This is a genomic window from Arthrobacter sp. B2a2-09, from assembly GCF_027587375.1.
GTDB lineage: Bacteria > Actinomycetota > Actinomycetes > Actinomycetales > Micrococcaceae > Arthrobacter.
In genome coordinates this window covers 78,706-97,159 of the sequence record NZ_JAMXIC010000015.1, presented here as the reverse complement: position 1 = coordinate 97,159, position 18,454 = coordinate 78,706, and the positions used below count along the sequence as shown (strand labels likewise).

Annotated in this window: 15 protein-coding genes; 7 read left to right on the top strand and 8 right to left on the bottom strand. The window is 60.2% G+C overall.

Features of this window, described 5'->3' with window-relative positions; genetic code table 11:
- Positions 1-81: 81 nt before the first annotated feature.
- From NFJ07_RS16165 to NFJ07_RS16150, 4 genes are all read right to left on the bottom strand, one after another.
- Positions 82-1,554, bottom strand: coding sequence for an ADP-ribosylglycohydrolase family protein (locus NFJ07_RS16165; protein ID WP_269995845.1), 1,473 nt, complete (start codon positions 1,552-1,554; stop codon positions 82-84).
- On the bottom strand, positions 1,551-3,968 hold the full coding sequence (locus NFJ07_RS16160) for a glycoside hydrolase family 2 protein (RefSeq protein ID WP_269995844.1): 2,418 nt from the start codon (positions 3,966-3,968) through the stop codon (positions 1,551-1,553). The genes NFJ07_RS16165 and NFJ07_RS16160 overlap by 4 nt, the downstream gene beginning before the upstream one ends.
- A 38-nt stretch (positions 3,969-4,006) precedes the next feature.
- Positions 4,007-5,656 (bottom strand): FAD-dependent oxidoreductase, encoded by a 1,650-nt coding sequence (locus NFJ07_RS16155; RefSeq protein ID WP_269995843.1) that lies wholly within the window; start codon positions 5,654-5,656, stop codon positions 4,007-4,009.
- 120 nt (positions 5,657-5,776) lie between these two features.
- Entirely contained in the window at positions 5,777-6,811 is a 1,035-nt protein-coding gene (locus NFJ07_RS16150; RefSeq protein ID WP_269995842.1) for a LacI family DNA-binding transcriptional regulator, read from the bottom strand.
- Positions 6,812-7,067: 256 nt separating this feature from the next.
- On the opposite strand from NFJ07_RS16150, the gene NFJ07_RS16145 reads away from it, so the two are divergent.
- The 6 genes from NFJ07_RS16145 to NFJ07_RS16120 all read left to right on the top strand — a co-directional run bounded on the left by NFJ07_RS16145 (position 7,068) and on the right by NFJ07_RS16120 (position 15,386).
- Positions 7,068-8,066, top strand: coding sequence for a carbohydrate ABC transporter permease (locus NFJ07_RS16145; RefSeq protein ID WP_269995841.1), 999 nt, complete (start codon positions 7,068-7,070; stop codon positions 8,064-8,066).
- A complete protein-coding gene (locus NFJ07_RS16140; protein WP_269995839.1) occupies positions 8,063-8,914 on the top strand; it encodes a carbohydrate ABC transporter permease in 852 nt (283 codons plus the stop codon). The genes NFJ07_RS16145 and NFJ07_RS16140 overlap by 4 nt, the downstream gene beginning before the upstream one ends.
- A complete protein-coding gene (locus NFJ07_RS16135) occupies positions 8,911-9,570 on the top strand; it encodes a hypothetical protein (RefSeq protein WP_269995838.1) in 660 nt (219 codons plus the stop codon). The genes NFJ07_RS16140 and NFJ07_RS16135 overlap by 4 nt, the downstream gene beginning before the upstream one ends.
- A 113-nt stretch (positions 9,571-9,683) precedes the next feature.
- Complete coding sequence (locus NFJ07_RS16130) at positions 9,684-10,913, top strand: ABC transporter substrate-binding protein (RefSeq protein ID WP_269995837.1); 1,230 nt, start codon at positions 9,684-9,686, stop codon at positions 10,911-10,913.
- 124 nt (positions 10,914-11,037) lie between these two features.
- Positions 11,038-14,382, top strand: a complete 3,345-nt coding sequence (locus tag NFJ07_RS16125) for a fibronectin type III domain-containing protein (protein ID WP_269995836.1) — start codon at positions 11,038-11,040, stop codon at positions 14,380-14,382.
- Between the two features lie 50 nt (positions 14,383-14,432).
- The gene (locus NFJ07_RS16120) at positions 14,433-15,386 is read left to right on the top strand and encodes an acetylxylan esterase (protein ID WP_269995835.1); all 954 of its coding nucleotides are present in this window, start codon (positions 14,433-14,435) and stop codon (positions 15,384-15,386) included.
- Positions 15,387-15,406: 20 nt separating this feature from the next.
- On the opposite strand, the gene NFJ07_RS16115 is transcribed toward NFJ07_RS16120, so the two are convergent.
- Positions 15,407-15,877: an NUDIX domain-containing protein gene (locus NFJ07_RS16115; RefSeq protein ID WP_269995834.1), complete on the bottom strand. Its 471-nt coding sequence runs from the start codon at positions 15,875-15,877 to the stop codon at positions 15,407-15,409.
- Between the two features lie 19 nt (positions 15,878-15,896).
- On the bottom strand, positions 15,897-16,544 hold the full coding sequence (locus tag NFJ07_RS16110) for a TetR family transcriptional regulator (protein WP_269995833.1): 648 nt from the start codon (positions 16,542-16,544) through the stop codon (positions 15,897-15,899).
- Between the two features lie 66 nt (positions 16,545-16,610).
- Here NFJ07_RS16110 and NFJ07_RS16105 point away from each other — a divergent pair, with 66 nt between their 5' ends.
- The gene (locus NFJ07_RS16105; protein WP_269995832.1) at positions 16,611-17,390 is read left to right on the top strand and encodes an SDR family NAD(P)-dependent oxidoreductase; all 780 of its coding nucleotides are present in this window, start codon (positions 16,611-16,613) and stop codon (positions 17,388-17,390) included.
- Positions 17,391-17,460: 70 nt separating this feature from the next.
- Here the strand turns inward: NFJ07_RS16105 and NFJ07_RS16100 are convergent, their stop codons facing one another.
- Positions 17,461-17,712 carry a DUF2630 family protein gene (locus NFJ07_RS16100; RefSeq protein WP_269995831.1) on the bottom strand — a complete coding sequence of 84 codons (252 nt, stop codon included), beginning with the start codon at positions 17,710-17,712 and terminating at the stop codon, positions 17,461-17,463.
- A gap of 66 nt (positions 17,713-17,778) precedes the next feature.
- Positions 17,779-18,441, bottom strand: a complete 663-nt coding sequence (locus tag NFJ07_RS16095) for an ATP-binding cassette domain-containing protein (protein ID WP_269995830.1) — start codon at positions 18,439-18,441, stop codon at positions 17,779-17,781.
- Positions 18,442-18,454: the final 13 nt, after the last annotated feature.

Genomic DNA, 18,454 nt, shown 5'->3' with positions numbered 1-18,454 from the left:
CCCGAACCCGTCGCCCGGTTCAGGCCCCGCTCCGAGGTGGTGTGGATGTTGCTCCGCCTAAATGGTGTTCATTCTGGCTGCCTAGCGGAGCGCATCGGGAATCCACTCTTTGGTGTCCGCGTCCGCGATTCCGACCACCCATTCGCCCACGGTCCCTGCTTTCGGCCTGTGGAGCACAACGGTCAGATCGTGCAATGCGACCGAGACATCTAGATCCTCGTACGTATTGATGTGGGGCATGTGGGGACTCGGAAACACGCTGCCCCCGTCCCGCCCGAAGAGCCACTTGCCGTCGAACCAGACGCGCACCATCAGGTTGCTGGCTACCATGATCCGGACACGCCCGACGTCGTGAGTGTTAACGCGATAGCGAAGAATCAGGAGGTCATCCTCGAAATCTTCTGCCGCCAACCTGGCCCACGTTCCCTCGAGAGCGGAGGCCGTTGATGGTCCGTGTGGATCGGGTTCAGAGTTGTGGCTCGGCGGCATGAACCAGTCGTTGAGGGCCCCGAGCTCGCCAGCGCGGGACGTCCAGTTCTGTTTCACCGGTACGGTGTTCTCTGCGGGGTCCCATTCCGGTGCCTCTTCCCGCTCCGCGAACTGAAGCCGGTGCCTGAGCTCAAGGACGAGATCGGTGAAGGCATCGATTGTGGCCGGCGCGGAGAGTCCGATGATCCCGGGGCTCAGCACCAGATCGTTCCCGATCGGGGCGAGCCATTCCTCCGGGATCGAGGCGGGAGAGAGGATGCCAACGGTCGCGCCGACTGACGCTGCCGAGCTATCCGTGTCTTTTCCACAGTTCGACGTGATCAGAATGGACTGTGCGAAATCGCCGGCCCCTGCAAGCAGCCCGAGCACCACGAATCCCGTGTTCATCCGGACATCTGTGAAATCTGGTGATTCAAACCCCTCGAGGATCTTGTTGCGAACGTGCCGCCAGTCCTGGTTTTCCGCGAACCAGGAACGGGTTGCAGTGACGACTTCGGCGACTCCGGATTCAATCGGGATCACGCTGAGGCCAGCATCCAGCAATGCGTCGATGCTGCCGCCGAGGAATGCCTGGCTTTGCATTGCGGCGAGGAACATCGGTGCGAAAACACCGTCGCCGGCGTGATCGACGCAGGCGTCGCGATAGGCGTATTCCGCTGCGATCACCGGATCCCCGGGGGCTATGCACGCCCACAGCTCGCTGCGGATGGCTGCGCCCTCACCGCACGTAAACCAGTTGTCGAAAGACCCGCTGTGCGGGGGCGCAATACCCTCCCTCAGGTTGCGCTTCGCCACGCCGTATTCATTGAAGGGGAACTCCACATGGGTCGTCCACGCTTGAACCAACGCGCTCGAGGTGACGGACGGGACCGGCTGATCGGATAGAACGCAGGCCCAAACAACCTGGAGGTCAAGATCATCGTTGGGCACCATCTCAGTGGGCACGGGATCATAGAAGGTCGCGGAAAGAGGGCCGTCGAGGCCCTCGAACGGCTGCCCCAAGGTGCCCCCGATCGCCTTGCCGAGCCAGCAGCCGAGGACGGCATCGCGAAATGTTGACGTCATTGCTTCCTACTTCCTAGTTTTAGGTCATTGGCGCTTCGAAGAACGGGTGCACGGCCAAAGCGCTCTGGCTCATTACTCGCGGTATGGATGAAGAACGTCGAGTGCTCACCCGGGAGCAAGGTGACGAGCATGTCATCCACCGTGGCCTTTGGATCGACCCGATCGGCGAAGATCGCTAAATCGCGCAGGAAACTGTTCGCAGTCACGTTGACCCGGACACCGGTCTCCTCCTGGGTCATGGTTGTCGTGTATGAGGGCGTTGGGTAGTCCAGATCTTTGTCGTTCTGGAAGAACCAAGTGGCCCTGAGCCCGCCCGTATCGGCGACCACGAGTTCCCGCGTCGGATTTTCCGCACCGCAGAGCACGGAATCCAGCTTCACTCGGCTGTTGGATCTGGGTCCGACATGTATCTCAAAGAACTGCTCCGCGAGAACCGAACCAGCGAAGTCCGTTCGTCTGACGAAGGTCTCGAAACGCCAGTGCTCATCACTGTCGTTGATCGCGACGAGGGCGAGCGAGCCCTCGAACGGTTGAATAGTGATGATCCGCTCCGCATACGCCCGCCGAAGTGCATACCAGGAAGGTTTGAGACGCGCTGCACTGTCAATGACCGACCAGGAGAGGGCCGGCCAGCAGTCGTTGAGCTGCCACAAAACGGTTCCCATGCAAAGCGGTTGAAGAGCACGAAAGTGCTCAATGCCGGTGGTAATGGCCCGCGCCTGATTGAGTTGGGTGGCGAATAGCCAATCGTCGAAGGAATCGATCGGCGGAAAGTGATCATCCAGTCCTCGCTGGAGCTTGGCTTCTCCGTCCAGTGCCTTCTGGTGATGTTGCAGAATGGGGGATTCGGGACGCAACTCCTCGCCGCCGACAGCCTCCAGGAGCGTGCTGTAGCTCGCCGGTGCTTGATATCCGAACTCCGCCACGAATCGCGGCCGCCAGTTCCGGTAGGCGCCGTAGTCTTCGGTATTCCAGACGTCCCACACATGCGAACTCCCGTGTGCCGGATCGTTGGGGTGGACGTCCGGGCTTCCCGAGTATGGGCTGTTCGGCCAATACGGGCGCGTCGGATCAAGCTCGGACAACAGAGACGGAAGGAGATCCAGATAGTATTTACTTCCCCACTTTCGATCTCCGAGGACGGGTTTCCATTCCCAGTCCTCGTAGCCCCACATGTTCTCGTTTCCGCCGAACCAGAGCACGAGACTCGGGTGCGATGAGAGTCGTGTGACGTTTTCCCGGACCTCGGACTCGACCTCCGCCAACAGTTCGGCCGTTTCTGGATACGCCGCACACGCGAACAAGAAGTCCTGGGCAACGAGGATCCCGAGCTGGTCGGCGATGTCGAAAAACTCGTCCGACTCGTAGTTGCCGCCTCCCCACACCCTGACGAAATTCACATTCGCCGCGACCGCCTGCTCGAGGCGATCAACGTAGCGGGCTTGGCCGACACGTGCGGGGAAACAATCGTCCGGGATCCAATTGGCGCCCTTGACGAATATTGGAACGCCATTGACCAAGATCGTGAACGGAGAACCGTCGCCATCAGGGGTTGCATCGATCTCGACCGTGCGGAAACCGATTTGGCGTTCCCAGCCGTCGAGCATCGCCCCGTTTGCGGAGAGGAGGGATACAACAAGGCTGTACGTGTTCGGTTCCCCATATCCTCGCGGCCACCACAGTTCCGGGGACGCGAGCTCGATGGGAATTGTAATGCTCTGCTCTTCGCCGGCCACAGCTGCAGAAAATGTGCGCCCATCCAGGGAGATTTCCACGTGAAGCTCTCCGGCGGAGGGTGATTGCCGCTGCAGGTTCACCTGTGCGCTGACGCGGCCTGCGCCGTCGTCGACGGTTACCGTGGGGATGACCGATGCGATGCGCGCCGCTGCCCAAGTCTCGAGGTATACAGGTTTCCAGATTCCGGCCGTGACGAGAGTCGGCCCCCAGTCCCAGCCGAAATTGCTCGCGGTCTTGCGCACATGCGGATATGGCTCGTCGTACGGGTTCGGCATGGAGCCAATTGCATTTTGACGCGCCATTGCTTTTGCATAGGGCGCTTCAAAACGAATCTCAAGCAGATTGCTCTCAAGCGGGAGATGCTCGGTGACATCGATTCTCAGCGTTGTGAACATCGACGTCGTCCCGCCGATCAGGGTTCCATTCAGGCGAACCTCGGCGAAAGTGTCCAACCCTTCGAAAACAAGGTCGGTCCTTCCGTCGGCAGCATTGAGCCCGGGGATTTCGCAACGGTAGATCCAGCCACTATGTCCGATCCACGAGGTCAGGGTCTCGTTATCGGCAAGATAAGGGTCCGGGATGATCCCCGAGGCCATGAGGTCGGTGTGCACGCACCCTGGGACAGAGGCGGAAACGGTTTCGACGTCGCTGCCTTCACTCGAGTTTCTCGGTTTCACTCGGGTGAGTGTCCAAGGCCCGGTCAACGGAGTCTTCGTCATCGGGTGTTTCGCCTCCTGACGTCATCAGGCCAAGCAAGCGGAATCTGAAGGCGGGTGGAGAGCAGATGCTGAAAATCGGCCAGAGATTCACTCTCGGAACGGACCTGGCTTGGCGGCTTCCGGTCAGTGAGGCAAAAGGCAACCAGTGCGCCAACAGCTTCGCCGATGCTCCATTCGACAGGATGCAGGCGATACGCGCCGTTGGTGATGTGGGTGGTGCCAATGTTCTTGTTGGCTGCGAGCAGGTTCTGAACACGCTGGGGGAGTAGGGCCCCTAGTGGAATTTGGAACGGATGGCAGGCGATATCGATGTAAGAAGCGCCGCTGGCCGTGGGGTGCAGATCGATGCGATACCCGCCGATCCCGACCGTGTCGTGAAACAATGCTGATCCGCGTCCGGCTGTTGCTTCGACTCCTATGTGTTGCTCGAGGACGGTGAATTCTGCCTTGATTCTCCGCGCTTCACGAACGTAGATGGCTTTAGCCAAGCCGTCTGGAGTCCCCATGAGATCCGGCCTGAGCCGAAGCCCGGGGTATCCATGTCCGTCGTCGTGGCGTGGGGCTTCTGTTTGCATCCAGTAGAGAAATGACAGCGACAGTTCCCGTGCGTTCGCCCGAGCGGCGGCATCGGCGCCCGCATCATTGTTGATCAGCGGTTCTTCCCAATAGTCGGTCTGGGGCCAATTCACCAAAGTAACGTCGTTGCCCAAAAACGTCGGACCGAACTGCTTCTTGGCAAGGATACGGCGGTAGCGCCAGAGGTCCTTCTGGGAGTCGTCGGCTGGATCGCCATCGAAGATCTGCCGGGTTCTCGGTTCGAGTGTTTGCGGGTCCAAGTCGGTCCACGAAAGCTGCGACCCCGGCCAGAAGGAGTCTTGATGGTCCCGCCAGTGCTCGAAACGCTTCGGTTTGTCGATTGTGTGGGTTTCTCCCGGACGATACTCCAAGGCGAAACACCAGGAGGGCGCTTGCTGATTGCGTGGGTCGGCTTCCGCGGCGGCATTGGGTTCACCAGTTTCCTCGCGACTTTCGGCGCCCAGGACATGTTCAATCTGTCCGAGCTCAAGAAGGTCCCCGAGCTCCGTTGCATCGACGAAGTAGGGCGCACGGATGTGCACCCGATCCCCGTCACTTCCGGTGACCGTCACGGACGCGACGTTGTCGGAGTCCATTTCTACGGCAGTTGGGGAATGGTCCAAGAGCACCGTCAGTAGACCCGAGGCGCGGGCAGGCGCCAACAACTCTTCGATAGCGGCTACCCCGACGCGCGGTTCGTGGCAAAGATCGCTCACAAATCCGAGACCAGGGTTCAGTAACGGGGCGGAAGCGACCCCCGGTTTCAAGGGATACGCGCGACGGTAATAGTCGCGAATACGATTGCGCAGGACGCGGTAGCTGGCACTTGAATGTGTTTCGATCCACGGGTGCTCGTCCGGCGGAACCGCTTGGGACGTCATCTGGCCGCCGAGCCAATCCGTTTCTTCCGTGAGGATGACTTTTCGCCCGAGTGAGGTGGCGGTCAACGCCGCCGCAACACCTCCGAGCCCGCCTCCGATAATGGCTAAATCGGCTGAGATTTCACGCTCACTCATCGTGTGGAAACCGCTGTGGCGCTGCTGGCTGCAGGCGGACGAGCTTGTGCGCATGCCACGAATTCCTGTGTCGACTTCATTGTGTTCGACTCCTCCTGGGATGATTGCCTTCAAATCTGATGCGTATCAGACTAACGCAATTCTCAAGCACCGCAATCTGTGCGTACGTTTGATTTAGGCGCGAGCGGTGCTGCGGGGGGAGGAAATCGTGCTCTCGTCCAATGGCAGGCAAGCAAGATAGCGGTGGCTCGGACTATCGACGCCGTCCAGGATGCTTACCAACAAGCGGACCGCTTCTGAGCCGAGCTGCCTCCGCGGAGCCGACAGAGTTGTCCACTGTCGAGCCGGCACTGCTTCAGCGGCGTCGTCAGAGAGTGCGACGACCGACAGCTCGTGGGGGATTCTGAGATCGCGGGTTCGTGCATAGCCCTCGACCCAGAGCAGTTGCGGGCCGCCCTCTACCAGGAAGGCCGTCGTGCCGTCTAGATCGGTGGCCGAAGCCGAGACCTCCGAGGCCTCCACAATTGTCGCCGCAAGGCCATGCGCCTCCATGGCGATGCGATATCCTTCGCGACGGGCTGTTGTGGCCTCGAAGCTGATGTCATCCCGAAGGTAGGCAATCTTCGTGTGCCCCAGCCCGAAAAGGCGGTCGACGGCGGCGGCGACGCCTGACTGGTAGTCCGGGCTCACGAATGGGATTTCGATGCCGTCGATGATTCGTCGGCCGATGTGAACGAACGGGTACCCGCTGGCCGCAAGGCGTTCAAGCTCGCTCTTTTCGCGGTCGAGGCCTAGCAAGATGGTCCCATCGGCCACGGTCAACTGGGAGCTGCCGTCAATGAAGAGGGGGCGTTTACCCGACGAGGCGTCGGTGGCTGTGAAGAGCAAAAGGTTGTACCCGTCGATGACAGCCTGCTCTTCGATCCCCACGAGAAACTCGTGGTAGAAGTTCATTTGGCTGATGGGAAAGATTGGCTCAAAGGTGTGGACGCCCAGTAGCCGGTTCCGGGTTCCCCTCATTTGCCGGGCCGCAACGCTAGGGACATATCCGAGCGCTTCCACCGCGGCCATTACCTTGTCTCGCGTGTCCTGCGCTATGCCGTAGCGGTCGCCGCTGCCCGTAATCACGGACGACACCGTGGCCTGTGAAACCCCCGCCAGGCGTGCGATGTCCGATTGTCTTGCCGGGCGTTTGCGTTGATCTCCCATACCCCGATCTTAATACGTATCAGAATCTACCGGATTGCTTGACTTTGAGTTGTTCAAATGATTATCTGATACGCATCAGATCGACGATGGGCCGGCAATGAGGCACGATCAAACGGGGCATGGGCAGGGTGTTGCTTGAGGGCAGCCGACTGGACTCCCAACCTCCGGCGACTTGAGCGCCACGAAGATCCGAAGATCGCAGAGCTCGGCGAAAATCTTTCGTCGATGTCACAGAAAGTGCAATGGTGGAATTCTGGTGAGCAGCGTACGCATGAACGCAAGGACACCCGTAGGGGTGCCGGAGGAACAGGAACCCGCATCGGGGCGGGCCCGGACGAACTGGAAATCCAAGGAGCGGATCACTGCCACGCTGATGGCGCTGCCGTCGATGATTCCGCTGGTACTGTTCGCGTTGCTGCCAGTCGCCTACGTAGTGTTCCTCAGCTTTACCCGGTACAACGGAGTCACATCGCCGCAGTGGATCGGTCTGATCAACTACCAGCACATGCTGAAAGACGAGTCCTGGTGGCAGTCCGTCCTTATTACATTGATCTTCGCGCTCGGTCAGATCCTGCTCGGGCTCCCGCTGTCACTGTTCCTGGCCACGATTCTCAATAGCGGGTTGAAAGGGATGGCCGTGTTCCGGGGCATCTTCTTCCTGCCCTACGTCATCTCCATCGCGGTCATTGGCGTCGTGTTCTACTTCCTGCTCAGGCCGGTAAACGGGGTGATCAACGGAATACTGCAGGCCTTGAGGATCATCTCCGTGGACGTCGACTGGCTCGGAAGCCAAGGAACCGCACTGGCAAGCCTGATCCTTGTGGGGGTCTGGTCCACATTTGGCATCAACTTGATCTTTTTCCTCGTTGGCCTGCAGACGGTCCCAAAGGAGCTTCTCGAAAGCGCCCAACTGGACGGCGCCAGCACTTTCCAACAATTCCGCCACATTACGCTGCCGCTGCTCGCTCCAATCACCCGCGTCGTCGTCGTGCTTTCCATCGTCTTCTCGCTGAGGTCATTTGACCTCGTCAAGACGCTGACTGACGGGGGCCCCGCCGGTCAGACAAACGTGATGTACACCTACTTGTTCGACTATTTCTTTGGAACTGACCGGGGAAGCCAATACGGCTACGCATCGGCACTTGCGGTCGGCGCGAGCGTTATCGCTGCCATCGTTTCACTGATCTACATGGCCCTTGCCCGCGATCGAGCAGTTCGTTCACAGGCATCAGGCACGAAAGAAGGAACACGATGAACAGCCGGAGTACTTCGAAAGCCACGGTCAGGGCGCTTGCCTACCTGATTCTCACCGCGGTGGCCATTGCAACCCTTGTTCCGCTGATCTACGCGTTTTTCGCCTCTTTCAAGCCATCGGCCGAAATCCTGAGCAGCGGATCGCAACTCCTTCCTGAGACCTGGACGTTCGAAAATTACAGACGAGCGTGGGAGCTTGGCGGCTTCAGCCGTTACCTGGCCAACTCGGTCATCGTGGTGGTTGGCGTCGTCGCAATTGACCTTTTTGCCTCGTCCATGCTCGGCTACCTTCTGGCGCGGCGGGCGGTTCCCTTCCACGGGGTCATCGTTGCGGTGATGTCCTTCACTTTGTTTGTCGGCGTCGGGACGGCCACCCTCTACCCGCGGTTGCAAATCGCCCAGGTTCTCGGCATTGACAATCTCTTCGGCGTCATTTTGGTGGAGCTCTCGGGTATCGGAATCATCCATGTCTTCCTCATCCGGGCATTCTGCGAGAGCCTTCCGCTTGAACTCGAAGAGGCCGGCCGCCTGGACGGATTGGGCCTGTTCGGCGTGTACTCCCGCCTGGCCCTTCCGCTCATGCGGCCGATCCTGGCCACCACGGGAATCCTGGCCTTCCAAGAAGCGTGGAACAACTTTCAGATCCCTTATGTGTTCACGATCAGCGACCAGGATCTTCGCACCCTCGTGGTTGGAGTTTTCGCTTTGCGAAGCACCTCCGAGGGCACTCAGGCATACGACCTCATGCTGGCGGGAGCGATGATCATCATCGTTCCGATCGTCATCCTTTTCTTCGTCTTCCAGCGCTTCTTCATCCAGGGAATGACAGAGGGAAGCGTGAAGGGATGAAGCACACAGGACTCGTCGGCGGTATCTACCGCGCATGCAGCATCTTCAGTGCGCTGGCCTGGATCAGCGTCCTTTGGCTCCTGGGTGCCTCGCTCTTGATTACTCTTCCGTTGGCCACTGTTGCCCTCTTTGACGCGGCCGCCCGTCTCCTGGACGGCGAGGCTCCCACTTGGAGGCGGTTCGCCCGGACGATGAAGGAAAGCGCCGGAGCGTCTTGGGTCGCGCTCGCTTTTGTGGCTCTTCCAGCGTCACTTTCATGGGCTTTGCTCAGTGTTTCCCGCAGCGGCGCGGGTCCTCTAGCCGCCGGGGCTGGCATGGCTATGATCGCTGTCACCGCAATAGCCCTGGCCATCGCTCCTTATGCGTGCCTCAAAGCTTCTGGGGATCCCCTGTCGGTCATCCGATGGATCGGGTACCTGGCCATGACGCGGACCCTCCGGACTCTCCTCGCCGTAGTCCCTTGGGCGGGGATGGCCATCTTGTTCGCCATCTGCCCGTCCCAGATCATTCTCGTCGTCGCTTCGGTCGCCGTAAGCCTTCCGGCTCTCGGCAGCGTTGCCGTCTTGAACACCAAACGAATGCCGGCGCTACGCCGCGCTCGTCCTCAAGGAATTCACGCTTTCTCCCAGTTCACATCGAAAGGAATCAGGCAATGAGAACAAAGAGGTTTACTCGTTGGGCAGCACTAGCAGGGGCAGTGGCGTCAATTAGCCTCGTCGCCGCCTGCGGTTCCGGCACCCCATCGGCAACCCCGACGGCGGGAGGTACCGTGAGTGTTTGGATTCAGAACGGCGCACAATCGGCTGCGATCCAGAAGAGCCTGGAATCCTGGGGTGCGAAGAATGGCACAAATGTCGAGGTGACCGTGCAGGCATCCGACTCATACCTCAACGCGCTTCAGCTAGCGCTCAAGACGGGCAAGGGCCCCGACGTCTTCGACGCATCGAGCGCACAGGTGCTTGCATCTGCTGGATTCTTGAAGCCGCTCGACGATGTGTTGAGCAAGGAAGACAAGTCTGCGTATGCAAGGGCATTGCAGAAGCCTTCGCCGTACATCTACAACGACGCCACCTATGCGGTGCCAACCACGGCGGATACAACACGGCTGGCCTACAACAAGGACATCTTCAAGAGGGCTGGCTTGGATCCCGAAAAGCCGCCCGCTACATTCGCCGACGTCGTCACTGATTGCAAGGCCATTGAAGCAAGCGGCCAAGGCATCTACTGCTTCGGTCTTCCTCTTAAATGGGTCGGTTGGGCCAGCTGGATGCTGGACCCAAGCATTACAAACACCGAAGCGGACCTCACCGGCAAGGGCATCTTCAACGTCAGCACTCAAAAGTATGAGACAGACAAAGCCAAGCCGGGCATCGATCTCTACCGAGAACTGATCAGCAAGGGCTGGGCCTACCCGGGGGCAAGCTCGCTCGAAAACGACGCCATGCGTGCAGCATTCGCAAAGGGTGAGATCGCCATGTTCGTATCTGCCTCGTGGGACGTTGGCGTGCTCAACGAGACCAACAAAACCAAGGCGAATTGGGCCGCAGCTGCCGTCCCGGTTCCGACTGCTGGAAAACCTGTTCGGCAGGCAATGAACGCAGGTACCCCGTACGGAATCAACGCGGCAAGCAAGAATGCCCCCGGCGCCGCCGCAGTCCTCAACGTTCTCATCGGCTCGACACTCAACACGCAACTCGGCCAGACCGGTCTGACGTTCCCGCTGAGGGCGGATGCAGCTAAAGCGGCTTCCGAATCGGCTAAGTGGCCTCAATATGCACAGTATGCGCCGTCTGAAACCGACCAAGCCTGGTTCGTTGCCCCCACGGCCTTGCTAAACGTCCAAGGCGAGAACTTCAGGGACGCAATGGCACGCCTGTTACTCGGTACGGAGGACGTTGACAGCGGACTCAATACGATAGCGGCCAAGTACAATGCGGCGTTCAAGGATGCCGTGGACTCAGGACAGATTTCGGCTGAGAACTTCGCGAAAGCGAAGTAGCGACGCTCGGGGGTGTGGTTCAGCGGAATCGCACCCCCCTGTGCCAGCAATCCAGCGAGTCATCTCTCGAAAGCCAAAGGAGCAGGTCTCTATTCCTGCACGGGACAAGGAAGTCTTGGTCGACATGGAAATCTCACGAAGAACCGTTCTCAAATATGGGGCAGCCGGAGGCGCCGTTGCGTTGATCTCGCTGGGCACGGTACCCGTGGCGGCGCATGCCACAGGCAGCAGCGGCCAACCACTGAATGTGAACATCAACCCGAACGTCGCGGCGCCACTCCCTTCCAACTTTGGAGGCTTCAACCCCGATTTCCAGGTTGTTGGCATGAACTTTCTGGATCCCCAGGCCGCGGACCTTGCACGCGACCTTCGCGCAGGAACGCTGCGATATCCATCAGGGACTGATTCGGACTACTTCGATGTCCGCACAGGAAACGTCAGACCGGAATGGGCCGCTCAATTTTTCGGCAAGATGACCGCTTTTGATACTTCGCTGGACGATACACAGATCATCGGTGCGAAACCGGACCTGCACCGATTGTCCGGCTTCAAAAAGCTCCTGGACGACATCTCCGGTGACACGGTAATAATCATCAACGGCTTCACTGATTCGCCGGAATCCGCTGGCGCGGTTGCGGCCTACTGCGTCGCCAACAACATCCGGGTAGCAGCCTATGAACTAAGCAACGAAGGATGGCTCCTGCCCACATTCTTCATGGATTCCACCGACTATGCCGCCCGAATGAAGCCCTACTTCGAAGCCATCAAAGCCGCGGACCCGCATGCCCAGGTGAACGTCATGCTCTCCCAAGGGGAGGCGCCGGCATGGGATCAGGCGCTCGCGGACTATCCAGACAAGTACTGGGACGGCATCTCCTTCCACATGTACGGCGGAGGGGACCGCTACAGCACTTTTGACGACGCAGTTAAGGACCTAAATACCCGTCTAGCAGATCGAACCAACACGTATATTGACAGTTACTACCTTGCCAAAGGGCGCCCGGATATGCGCGTGACCGTGAGTGAATTCAATTCCACTCCGAGTACCATGACCAAGCTGTCCACTTCAGGGGTCATCCGAACCCTCTACAATGGCATTTTTGCGGCCGAGTTCATCACGAGACTCTCCAGCCATCCAAATGTCGACCGCGTGATGTTGCATGGTCTTGTTCAATTTGGCACCACATTCACGAAGCCATATGTGGACACGATGAAGAACGCCTATGAGCGCGGCGCGTCATTGGACACTTCAGGATTCGATTTCGGCGTCATTAAGCACGGCTCGGCGCTTGCCCTCTCCGTGTGTCTCGACGCCATCAACCGAAGCTCGCACACGTTGGCAACCGGCTCCGATGGAACCGTGACGGTACCAAAATATGGTGGAACAGTACCCGCCGTGTATACCCAGGCCTATGTCGGCCTTGACGGTTACGACTACTTGGTGGTCACCAACAAATCCAATATTGCCCATTCCGTCACCATCAACTGGGATGGGGCCTTATTGCCAGGTCCGTTTGAAACCAGGTTCATCAACGCAGACGATCCACGCGCCGAAAACACCGCCGGAGCCCCCAACACAGTTGAAGTGCGGGAAGGAACGTCACCAAACCCTGTCCTCGTGCCTGGGTACAGCGTCATGCGAATCAAATGGACGCGGGCCGGCGCGGGCCTCGCCCCATCAGTCCTTCTTTCAAATGGAGCCCAAATCTCCGGTGTGCAGGCCACAGGGCGACGCATTCAGGTTTCTTGGAAGAAAGGACCGGGGGATGACACCCACGTTGTGTTGTGTAAGACAACCGACGGAACAATTGTCCGCAAACAGGTCAGTAAGAAGTCTGAGCTCACGTTTGCAGGATTGGTGCTCGGAACCACCTACCAGCTAACAGTCGCACCTCAAAGCCACGTCGGAGCTGGGGTGGAATCGAAGCCCGTGGTCGTGCAGCTGGCGGTCCCGGCCTCGACCACCCTGGACTCCGTGACACCGGGCGACGGCGCAGTTGTCCTAGCTTGGAAACCCGTCATCGGGGCAGACAGCTACAGGGTGCGCTACGGTCGCACGGGCACAGAGGCTTCGCTGCAAGTTGGAAACTCCATCGGCGTAGAAATCGCCGGGCTAACGAACAACTCTGAATATGTTTTCACGGTGCAAGCGGTCAACACGTACGGGGAATCAGCCCCATCCGCTCCCCTCGCCGCTACGCCGGACGCCAACATTCCGTACCCGCCGCACACCGTCCTCGCGGCCGCGGGAGGTAGCGGAACCCTCGTGTGGTGGAAGCCCTCATACAAACGAGTCTTGAGCTCTACTTTCGAAACCGGAACTGTCGGCTGGGAGCTCCAAGGACCGTGGTCCGTCGTGAATCTCCCTGGGGCGGACGGGCCATTGACTGATGGCAGGGGCATGTCAAACCGGTTGGCCATCGACGGAACAGGAATCGCAACCGCCGGATCCGATGTCCGAGCAAGTCACTTTGTCGGCGCCGAGGTGTCGTTCTCGAGCACCCTCGCGGGATCAGCAGGATTAGTTCTGCGTTACGTGGACAGCGCAAACTACTATTTCGCCGGCTTTGATTTCGCCACCGCGAAGCATTCAATTGGCAGGGTGGTGGCTGGTGAGAAATCGGTGCTGGCCGAAACTCAGCCAATCACGGATGCCTATGCCATGCCCGCGGCGAACAGACAATATACCTACCGATTCGAACTCAACGCATCCGTGCTGGTCCTCTACCGTGACGGCACGGAAGTACTGCGCGTGACTGACGCAAACCTGCTTTCGGGAGCGCCCGGGAGGGTGGGGATCGTCTCGACCGGAGCCACCGTCAACTATGACCGCTTCCACGTAGAGGCCGACACTGCGACCGGGTTCGATATCCTGCGAGCAGCAGAAGCTGGCGGACCATATTCGATCGTTGCTTCAGATTCGCCAGGTAGTACCTTCTTGGACACGGCGACGAGCAGCGCAAGCAACTACTACCGTGTCCTTGCGGTCAACGGAAGCCTGCGCTCCGCCTACGCCTCGCATCCGGCCCCATCCAGGCTAAAGAATCTCGCCCGCGACGCATCCATCACTGCGAGCAGCACATTGGCCGGAACGGCGACCGCTAAGCTCGTTGACGGAATCAAGAACCTCGATTCCAGCCGTTGGGTTTCGCAGCCGGGCGAACCACACAGTCTCGAATTCACGTGGTCCAGCGCCAAGACCATTGCCCGGGTGTGTGTCTACTCAGGATTCATGGCAAATCGAGGTTTTCAAATCGGAGCCTACGATCTTCAACGGTGGGCAGACGGAGCATGGGAGACGGTCGCGTCGGTGACAAACAATACAAAGGACGCATATGACGGCGGCTACAACGACCTTTCCTTCGCTCCAATCTCAACGACCAAGATCCGTCTTTACATCACAGATGCCTGCGTGGCTCCCGGCTACACGAACGCGCGGGTACTCGAAGTAGAAATTTACGGGAAATGAGCGATTCAAAATTGCGCCCGGCCACTCTGCTGAGAACTGGGATTCCCCACGTGAACCCCAACACCCCGTACCGTCCTGATGACTTCGATTCCTTCTGGCGGGCGACACTCGCCGATTCAGAGCTTCATCCTCTGGAACTTCGCGTTGAACCCGTCGAATCACCGTTGAGGACAATCGACGTTTACGATCTGACTTTTGCGGGCTTCGGCGGAGAACCAGTGAAGGCCTGGCTTCGGCTCCCCAAGACCAAGGAATCGAGACTGCAGGCAATCGTCGAGTACGTGGGATATGGAAGTGGCCGAGGTCATCACATTGAAAACCTGCTCTGGTCCTCTGCCGGGTATGCCCATTTGACGATGGATACTCGCGGACAGGGGAGTTCCCACAGTATCGGGCACACGCCAGACAGTCATGGTTCCGGACCTTCAACGCCCGGATTTGCAACCCGGGGGATCGGTGATCCGAACGGGTACTACTACCGTCGTGTCATCACGGATGCGGTGCGCGCCGTTGCCGCGATCCGAACCTTCGATTGCGTCGATCCGTCAAGGGTCGCGGTCTTTGGGGCAAGCCAAGGGGGAGGCATCGCCCTCGCTGTGGCCGGATTGGTTGAGGGGCTCTCAGCAGTCGTCGCGAAGGTGCCCTTCATGAGCAATTTCCCACTCGGAATCGATCTCGCGGAATCCGGGCCGTACACGGAGATCGCCAGTTGGCTCAGAATCCATGCCCAGGAGGAGACGGCAGCACTGCACACCCTTTCCTATTTCGACGCCGTGAACTTTGTTCAGGGGGCGACGGCGCCGGCTCTGTTTTCGGCCGCACTCAAGGACGCAGTGTGTCCGGCCCCCACGGTCTACACGGCGTACGACTCGTACGCCGGCGAGAAGAGCTTGAACCTGTGGAAATACAGCGGCCACGAAGGCGGCGGGGCCAGCGAAGAGTTTGGAGTCCTCACCTTCCTTGAGGCAAGCATGGCGAGCAGCTCCGGCTGCAGGTCGATCTGAGGCCGAACCTGCCGTCCGGCTCACCCAATCCCAAGGTGCCGGATCAGCGCGTCAAGGATGGGCACCTGCCCGCCTACCAGTTTGGCGCGGGCTACGGTTTCCGTGGCCCAGACCGCGTCGTCAATCTCCGGGTAGCTCCGGATCACGCCTGATCCTTTCGGCCACTCCAGCTCGAAGGTGTTGCTCACGATTCTGTCGGGGTCGAAGTCCGACTCCGCCGTGAAAGCCGCCACGAGTTTGCCTGACGGTTGGCGGAAGGTGCCCAGCTGGTGATAGTCGACGGCGGGCGCTGCAACGCCCATCTCCTCGGCGAATTCACGTTTGGCGGCCACCAGGGGATCCTCGTCTTCAAGGTATTCGCCCTTTGGGATGGACCAGGCGCGGGCATCCTTACGGGCCCAGAAAGGTCCGCCCATATGGGCTATCCACACTTCCAATTCCGCCGCGGAGCTCCGGCGGTACAACAGAATACCCGCGCTTCGAACAGTCATTTGCCCTCCCACGCATAGGTTATCCGCCGCGTCCGGCGGCCGGAACCCGCAGTACGGCCATGGACTCAAGCAAATACGGCACCGGATCCGCGTCCGTCCCCGCGGCCCACTGCATCCACGCCTCGAACGTCGCCCCGAGATAGGCGGCACACAAATAGCCCGCAGCGCTTTCGCTGACGCCCTGCGCCACGAGGTAAAGCCGCGCCCGGTCCCGCTGTGGAGCCAAGGCATCGTAGCTTCTGCTCGCCAGCTCGGGGTGCTCTGCGATCAGGCGCAGGCGCCCGCGCGTGACCGAGAGGTCCGGGATCGCCGAAACCCCCGCGATGGCGGCCGCCCGCAGTCCCGCGAGGATGCCGCCGTCGGAAGTGCCGCCGTCGGACGTGCCCGCAACGCGAACCTTTTCCAGCTCCCAACCCGAGGCTTCGACCACCGGTTCCATGCCGCCCCAGACGAGGTCAGCCTTGCTGGGGAAGTAACGGTACAGGCTCTTCCGCCCGATTCCCGCCTCGCGGGCGATGTCCTCCATTGACGTCCGCTCGTAGCCGTTCTCGGCAAAAAGCCGGAGCGCGACGCCGGCCACGGCGTCCGGATCAATCGACACCGGGCGTCCGGTGGAGCGCGCGACGGCGGGCTTCGCATCGTCTGAGAGCATCTCACCAGTATCCACTCTTACATAATGACACGGAGTGTCATAAGGTGGATGGAACGCCATCAACACGTTCGGGAGGAACACATGGGCAACGAAACTGCATGGCAGGAAGCCGCCATCAATGGCCGTTTTGCCGGGAAGACAGTCATCATCACGGGGGCGGGCTCGGGCATCGGCCAGGCCACGGCCCTGCGCGTCGCGAAGGAAGGCGGCCGGGTCATCGCCGCCGACATCAGCAAGGAGCGCCTGGACGCCTTGGTGGAGGAAAACGGCGGACTGGACCTGGTGCCCGTTGCCGGAGACATCTCCACCGAGGAGACCATTGCCGCCGTCGTCGTTGCCGCAGGCGGCCGGGTGGACGCCCTCGCCAACATCGCCGGCATCATGGATAACTTCACCCCGATCCACGAAGTGGACGACGCCATGTGGGAGCGCGTTTTCCGGATCAACGTCACCGCCCTCATGCGCCTGACCCGCGCTGTGGTGCCGCTGATGCTGGGCGCTGGCAAGGGCTCCGTGGTCAATGTCGCCTCCGAGGCCGGGCTGCGCGGCTCGGCCGCTGGTGCCGCCTACACGGCATCGAAGCATGCCGTGGTCGGCCTGACCAAGAACTCGGCCGTGATGTACGGGCCGAAGGGGCTCCGCTTCAACGCCGTTGCCCCCGGGCCCACCATCACCAACATCGAGGCGACGTGGGGATCCCAGCTGGCCGCCGAACGCCTCGGTCCGCTGATGCAGGCCACTGTTCCCACCCCGGCGACCGCCGCGCAGTTGGCGGCGTCCATCACCTTCCTGCTCAGCGACGACGGCACCAACGTCAACGGCGCCATCCTCGCTTCGGATGGCGGCTGGTCGGCGCTGTAGGGCGCTTCTTTGAAGCAGGACGACGACGGCGGGAGCGTCCCGCCGTTGTCGTCCTGTGTTCCTTGCGGCTTCAGCCGGTGTAGCCCTCCACCTGTTTTGGGGGCCGTGGTTTGGCCTCGTTCGGGTTCTCCCCGTACTGCCTTTTGGCCCGCCGTTGCCGCAGCAGGTCCCAGGCCTGATCCAGGTCCTGTTCAATGCGCTCCAGTCTTGCGCCGTCGGGGGCGTGCGCAGGACCCGGAGGGGCCGCCTCTGCCTTCTCCCGGAGTTCCCGTTCCTCCTCCACGAGTGATTGGATGCGGTGGAGAATGCCCTGTTCGTCCATGGTGACCCTCTTCCTGAACTAGCCGTTACCAGTCAGGTTAGTGAGGTGCGCTGGGCGTGAACAGAGCTAGCGGGAGGGGAGCGGTTCGACCGGAGGGCCAAGTCGGAGCGAAATGTCGCAAGCCTTCATAAGTGACTCGTCGTGCGTGGCTATGATGACGGCGGCGCCGCGCGCTGCTTCTTCTTGGAGAAATCGGGTTACGAGATTGCGGTTGTCTAGGTCGAGGGACGCGGTGGGCTCATCCGCGAAGATGACGTCGGCGGATCGGAACATTGACCGGGCGAGGCTCACGCGTTGCTTCTCGCCACCGCTCAGGGTTGAGACCTTCTCCCTGCCCCGTCCGGTGAGGCCCACCCGCTCGAGTCCACTTTCAATGCTGGCTTTCAGGCGCGTCCTGACGCCGAACAATGACATTTGGGAGAGGCCGACGTTGTACTCGACAGATTCCTCATCGATGAGGCCGTAGTCCTGGAAGACAAATGCGGCGTGCTGCTGCCAGAACCGGCGACGACGGCGGTCATCCCAGCGCGTGGCGTCCTGGCCCTCTACGAGCACCCGCCCGGCATCAATGCGGCGCAGGAGCCCCAGAACATTCAGGAGTGTCGTCTTTCCGCACCCGCTGGGTCCAACAAACGCCAGGGTTGCCCCGGGTGTCGCGTGGACGCTTTGTCCTTTGAGGACGTCCTTGCCGTCGATTTTCACTGTGATGTTCTCTGCTTTGATGTCCACTGACTTCCTTCCC

Coding starts and splice junctions, on each gene's coding strand:
- NFJ07_RS16165 (WP_269995845.1), bottom strand. CDS start 1,554: ATGACGTCAACATTTCGCGATGCCGTCCTCGGCTGCTGGCTCGGCAAG.
- NFJ07_RS16155 (WP_269995843.1), bottom strand. CDS start 5,656: ATGCGCACAAGCTCGTCCGCCTGCAGCCAGCAGCGCCACAGCGGTTTC.
- NFJ07_RS16150 (WP_269995842.1), bottom strand. CDS start 6,811: ATGGGAGATCAACGCAAACGCCCGGCAAGACAATCGGACATCGCACGC.
- NFJ07_RS16140 (WP_269995839.1), top strand. CDS start 8,063: ATGAACAGCCGGAGTACTTCGAAAGCCACGGTCAGGGCGCTTGCCTAC.
- NFJ07_RS16135 (WP_269995838.1), top strand. CDS start 8,911: ATGAAGCACACAGGACTCGTCGGCGGTATCTACCGCGCATGCAGCATC.
- NFJ07_RS16125 (WP_269995836.1), top strand. CDS start 11,038: ATGGAAATCTCACGAAGAACCGTTCTCAAATATGGGGCAGCCGGAGGC.
- NFJ07_RS16115 (WP_269995834.1), bottom strand. CDS start 15,877: ATGACTGTTCGAAGCGCGGGTATTCTGTTGTACCGCCGGAGCTCCGCG.
- NFJ07_RS16105 (WP_269995832.1), top strand. CDS start 16,611: ATGGGCAACGAAACTGCATGGCAGGAAGCCGCCATCAATGGCCGTTTT.
- NFJ07_RS16100 (WP_269995831.1), bottom strand. CDS start 17,712: ATGGACGAACAGGGCATTCTCCACCGCATCCAATCACTCGTGGAGGAG.